This window comes from Mycobacterium sp. NAZ190054 (assembly GCF_001545925.1).
In the GTDB taxonomy this organism is placed as follows: domain Bacteria; phylum Actinomycetota; class Actinomycetes; order Mycobacteriales; family Mycobacteriaceae; genus Mycobacterium.
Window position 1 is genome coordinate 1 of sequence record NZ_LMVQ01000277.1, and the last position, 4932, is coordinate 4932.

The following is a 4932-nucleotide window of genomic DNA, read 5'->3' on the forward strand; positions in this document are numbered from 1 at the left end:
CGTTCGGGTCCAGCCGCAGCGGCACGCCGGGAAAGGCGCGGGACAGCGCCTCGACGGCAGCCATCTCCTCCTCGGGCGGGAACACCCCGCCTTTGAGTTTGATTGCGGTGAAGCCGTATTCGTCGACACACCACACCGGGCCGAGGTCGCCGTCGGGCTCGTGGTCGCGGTGGTGGCGGCGCTGGTCGACGTGCGCTCAGCGATCGGGTTCTCGTCGTTCGGCGTGCTGCTGTACTACGCCATAGCCAACGCGTCGGCGTGGACACTGGGCGCCAGGGTGGTCCCCGCGGTCGGGCTGGCCGGCTGCCTGATCCTGGCGTTCACCCTGCCGCTCGCGTCCGTGCTGGCGGGAGCCGCCGTGGTGCTGGTCGGCATGATCGCCTACACGACTGGCGGCGTCGCACGGAATGGTGTGTAGTCGCGGGGTGGTGTTGACCTGGAAGCATGTGGATTCGAGTGCAGACCCGGATTTCGTCGTCGCACCCGATGAACGGCTGAGCTGGCCGCGGACTCTCGGTCTCGGCGCCCAGCACGTGGTCGCGATGTTCGGCGCGACGTTCCTGGTTCCCGTGCTCACCGGGTTCCCGCCGGCCACCACCCTGCTGTTCTCGGGGGTGGGCACGATCCTGTTCCTGTTGATCACCGGCAACCGGCTGCCCAGCTACCTGGGTTCGAGTTTCTCGGTCATCGCGCCGGTGACGGCGGCGGTGGCGTCGGAGGGCACCGGAAGCGCGCTCGGCGGCATCGTCGCGGTCGGCCTGCTGCTCATCCTCGTCGGCGGTGTCGTGCACGTGGTCGGCACCCGTTGGCTCGACCTCGTGCTGCCGCCGGTGGTGACCGGGGCGATCGTCGCGCTGATCGGGTTCAACCTGGCCCCCGCCGCGAAGAACAACTTCGAACAGGGCCCGCTGCTCGGGCTCGTGACGCTGGTGCTGCTGGTCGCCGCGCTGGCCTTCTTCCGCGGGATGATCGGCAGGCTCGCGATCTTCGTCGCGGTCGCCGCCGGCTACCTGCTGGCGTTGTCACTGGGCGAGGTCGACACCTCCGGCATCGCGGCGGCGCCCTGGATCGGGCTGCCCGAATTCGAGGCCCCCACGTTCACGCTCTCGGTGCTGCCCATGTTCCTGCCTGCGGTCATCGCGCTTATCGCCGAGAACATCGGGCACGTGAAGTCGGTGGGCCAGATGACGAAAACCGATCTCGACCCGCTGATGGGGCGCGCACTGGCGGCCGACGGGGTCGCGACGACGCTGGCCGGGTTCGGTGGCGGGTCGGCGACGACGACGTACGCCGAGAACATCGGTGTGATGGCCGCGACGCGCGTGTACTCGACGGCCGCGTACTGGGTGGCGGCGCTGGTCGCCATCGTGCTGTCGTTGTGCCCGAAGGTCGGTGCGGTCATCGTCGCGATCCCGGCCGGGGTGCTCGGCGGTGCCACGGTGGTGCTGTACGGCCTCGTCGGCATTCTCGGTGTCCGCATCTGGCTGACCAACCACGTCGACTTCTCCAAACCGATCAACCAGATGACCGCCGCCATCCCGTTGATCATCGGTATCGCCGACTTCACCTGGAGCGCAGGGGCGTTGACGTTCACCGGGATCGCCCTCGGTTCGCTCGCCGCCCTGCTCATCTACCACGGCATGCGGTTGCTGGGTTTCCGGCAGCCGGCCGCTACGGCACCCGCCGATCCCGCCGATCACGGGTAGGCACGCCGTTGACGCCCTCGATGGACTCCGCATAGGTGCCGACGGCGAACGCGGCCGACGACGCCATCACCGCCAGGGCGTTTCGGTTGATGTTGCCGAGGTGGTCGCGGCGGGTGTGATAGTTCGGGTCGAACGGGACCCCGGCCTCACCGCCCCAGAGCCGCGCCTGCACATCGGTTTTGCGCTGCGAGGAGCCGGTGGTGAGGCCACCGACCGGGATGCCCGCGGCCAGGAACGGCGCGTAGTCGGTGATCCGTTGCAGCGGAACGTCCGCCGGACGCACGCCCGCCATGTTCAGCCGGGCCGCCAGCGTGCGCTCGATGCCTGCCGAACCCTCAGGCGCCGGAATGATCTCACCGGTCTGCGCGGACTGGTCACCGTCGTCGGTGAAGTAGCCGGCATTGGGCGAGCCGAGCATGTCGAAGTTCAGGTACAGCGCGATGTCGTCGAGTTGTTCCTCGCGCAGCGACCGCAGATACTTCCTGGACCCGTCCATCGAGACTTCCTCGGCGCCCCAGAACGCGAACCGCACCGCGTTGGTGAGCTGTGGCTCACCGCCGAGCTGCACCGCCGTCTCCAGCACCGCCGCCACGCCGGAGCCGTTGTCGTTGATCCCGGCTCCGGACCCGACGCTGTCGAGGTGGGCACCGACCACCACGACGTTCTGCGTGTCACCGGTCCTGGTCTGCGCGATGACGTTCCGCGAAGTGGTCAGGACCGGCTCGTTGTCCAGCACCAGCGTCACCGGCGACTCGGTGCGGCGCAGCGCCGCGTCCGCGGCGGGGTCGACGACCCCGACCGGGATGGTCAGATCGGTGTAGTAACCGGTGGTGAACAACGTGGGCGGCGAGCCGACCGGCCGGGTCGGGGTGGCCCGGCTGACCACCAGCATGCCGACGGCGCCCTCCTGCAGCGCCACATGATGCTTGGCCACGATCGAGCAGCCGCTGTCGTCGACGACGGCGATGGCCCCGGCGACCGACACGTCGCCGTAGTCGGCGGCGGTGCATCCTGCGGGTCGGCGCGGCCGGAGTGTGGGCGCCTTCAGACCACCGGGCGCGGTGGTGATCATCATCGAGGCCTGGTCCACCCGGAAGTGCCGGCCGGCCACCGTCAGCGCCGGCGTGCCGCCCTGCGACCCGGTGAGCCGCTCGAACTCCGGTGTCTGCACGTCGAATCCGTTGTCGCGCAACAACTGGGCCACATAGTCCACGCTGGCCTGAAATCCGGGAGTGCCGTCGGCACGGTTGCCGCCGTTGGCGTCGGCGATCTCCTGCAGCTCGACGAGGTGACGGTAGACCCCGTCGACGGTGACCTTGTCGGCCAGTTCGGGACGCAGCGGCGGCGCCGGTGGTGGCGGGCCCGGCGCGCACCCCGCGAGCAGCGCGCCCACCGCGGTCAGCGCCGCGGCCCAGCGGCTGGTCATGGCGTCGTCTGCTGGTGCCGGACGCGGTCCTCGCGAAGCGGGATCCCGTTGCGCCCTCGTTGATCCTGGGCGTAGAGCCCCACCGCGAAAGCGACTCCGCTGCCGTGGATCTGCATCGCCGTCCTGTCGATGTGCCCGAGGGTGTCGGAGTCCTTGTGGTAGTTCGGGTCGAACGGCTGCTCGGCCTCGCCGCCCCACAGTTCGGCCTGTTCGGCCGACATCTTCTCCTCCGCGCCCGAGAACAGGCCTCCGGCGGGCACTCCCGCCCTGGTGAAGCCGTCGTAGTCGGATCGTCCGTTGAACGACGTGTCCTGTCCCGGCTTCCCGGCCCGGTCGAGGTAGGCGGTCAGCGTCCGCTCGATGCCTGCCGAACCCTCGGGGACCCGCGGCACGCCCTCGCCCGGCCGAGGCGGGGTGGACTGGTTGCCGTCCATGGTGAAGTAGCCCGGGTTCGGGGACCCGATCATGTCGAAGTTCAGGTACAGCGCGATGTCCTTGAGCGCTTCCTCGTCCAGGGAGGCCACGTAGTCGGCCGAGCCGAGCAGGCCCTGTTCCTCGGCGCCCCAGAACCCGAACCGCACCGCGTTCACCACGTCCGGCGTACTGCCCAGTTGCAGAGCGGTTTCCAGCACCGCGGCCACTCCGGAGCCGTTGTCGTTGATCCCCGGCCCCTCCTCGACACTGTCGAGGTGCGCGCCGACCATCACGACGTCGGCAGTCGAACCGGTCGCGGTCTGGGCGATCACGTTGCGCGTCCGTTCGACGCGGACACCGGCGTTCAGGTTGATCGCCGCCGCCGCGCCCTGCTGTCCGCGCAACCGTTCACCGACCTCCTTGGTGACGGAGATGACCGGGATCCTGACGTCGGTGGAGTCGCCGAGGGTGCCGGCGCCCATGTCGGGACCGCTCTCGTTGTTGGCGACGATCAGCGCCACCGCACCGAGGTCGGCGGCCACGGCCTGCTTGCCGCCGAACGGGCACGCTCCGCGGTCGACGAGCACGACCGCGCCCTGGACCGGCAGGCCGTCGTAGTCGTCGGCGGTGCAGCCGGGGGTGTCCTCCGCGCGTGCGGGTACGAGCGGCCCCGACACCCCGTCGGGCCCGGTGCCGATCGTGAACTGCAGGGGCCGCGCCTCGGCCTCGGCGCCCGCCACCGTCAGCGACGGCTCCTCGGCCCACGGTATACGCACCTCGAACTCCGGGGTCTCGACCTCGAACCCTTTGCCCCGCAACGCTTCCACCAGGTACTCGACGCTCGCGTCGTAGCCGGGTCTGCCGAGCGCGCGGTTGCCGCCGTTCGCGTCGGCGATCTCCTGCAGCCGGGTCAGATGTGCCATCAGCGCATCGGCGGTGACCTTCTCCGCCAGCGCATCGGCGAACTCGGTGGCCGCGCCCGCGTCCGGCGCCGGCTGCGGCACCGGATCGGCGTCCCGCCCGCATCCCGCGACGACCAACATCGAGACGGCCGCCATGGCCGCGAGTCTTGTCCGGATCACGGCTCCCACGTTAGCGCCGGCCGGAGCGGTCACCGAGATGGTCCAGAACCGCCGCCGCGGTGTCGCCGGGTCGTTCGATCTGCAGGAAGTGCCCGGCGGCCGGGATCATCACCACACTGCTGCCGGCCGGCAGCGCCGCACCGATCGGCGCGGCGTAGTCGGCCTGCATCGCCCCGTCCTGTTCACCCTGCACATGCAGGATCGGCACCTGTGGCATCGCGAAGCGGTAGTCGTGCAGGTCGGCGTACGGCCGCGCGGGCCGCGTCGTCGCCGCGGGCCGCAACGAGTACGCGCTCGCCAAGAC

At 70.3% G+C, this 4932-nt stretch carries 4 protein-coding genes and 2 pseudogenes; 2 read left to right on the forward strand and 4 right to left on the reverse strand.

What is annotated here, in order from left to right; genetic code table 11:
- Window positions 1–127: pseudogene (locus ASJ79_RS34110) on the reverse strand (enolase C-terminal domain-like protein); the annotation flags it as partial.
- Here ASJ79_RS34110 and ASJ79_RS18660 point away from each other — a divergent pair.
- Together ASJ79_RS18660 and ASJ79_RS18665 are read left to right on the forward strand one after the other, a co-directional pair.
- Window positions 128–418 (forward strand): annotated as a pseudogene (locus ASJ79_RS18660) (amino acid permease); the annotation flags it as partial.
- Window positions 408–1706 carry a uracil-xanthine permease family protein gene (locus tag ASJ79_RS18665; RefSeq protein WP_067958290.1) on the forward strand — a complete coding sequence of 433 codons (1299 nt, stop codon included), beginning with the start codon at window positions 408–410 and terminating at the stop codon, window positions 1704–1706. The pseudogene ASJ79_RS18660 and the gene ASJ79_RS18665, both read left to right, overlap by 11 nt.
- Here ASJ79_RS18665 and ASJ79_RS18670 read toward each other — a convergent pair.
- From ASJ79_RS18670 to ASJ79_RS33280, 3 genes are all read right to left on the reverse strand, one after another.
- Complete coding sequence (locus ASJ79_RS18670; protein ID WP_067958293.1) at window positions 1672–3132, reverse strand: M28 family metallopeptidase; 1461 nt, start codon at window positions 3130–3132, stop codon at window positions 1672–1674. The two genes, ASJ79_RS18665 and ASJ79_RS18670, sit on opposite strands and share 35 nt — an antisense overlap.
- Window positions 3129–4604, reverse strand: a complete 1476-nt coding sequence (locus ASJ79_RS18675) for a M28 family metallopeptidase (protein ID WP_156448523.1) — start codon at window positions 4602–4604, stop codon at window positions 3129–3131. The genes ASJ79_RS18670 and ASJ79_RS18675 overlap by 4 nt, the downstream gene beginning before the upstream one ends.
- Before the next feature lie 34 nt (window positions 4605–4638).
- On the reverse strand, window positions 4639–4932 hold a 294-nt coding region (locus tag ASJ79_RS33280), incomplete at its 5' end, for an alpha/beta fold hydrolase (RefSeq protein ID WP_369803710.1).

Coding starts and splice junctions, on each gene's coding strand:
- ASJ79_RS18665 (WP_067958290.1), top strand. CDS start 408: ATGGTGTGTAGTCGCGGGGTGGTGTTGACCTGGAAGCATGTGGATTCG.
- ASJ79_RS18675 (WP_156448523.1), bottom strand. CDS start 4,604: ATGGCGGCCGTCTCGATGTTGGTCGTCGCGGGATGCGGGCGGGACGCC.
- ASJ79_RS18670 (WP_067958293.1), bottom strand. CDS start 3,132: ATGACCAGCCGCTGGGCCGCGGCGCTGACCGCGGTGGGCGCGCTGCTC.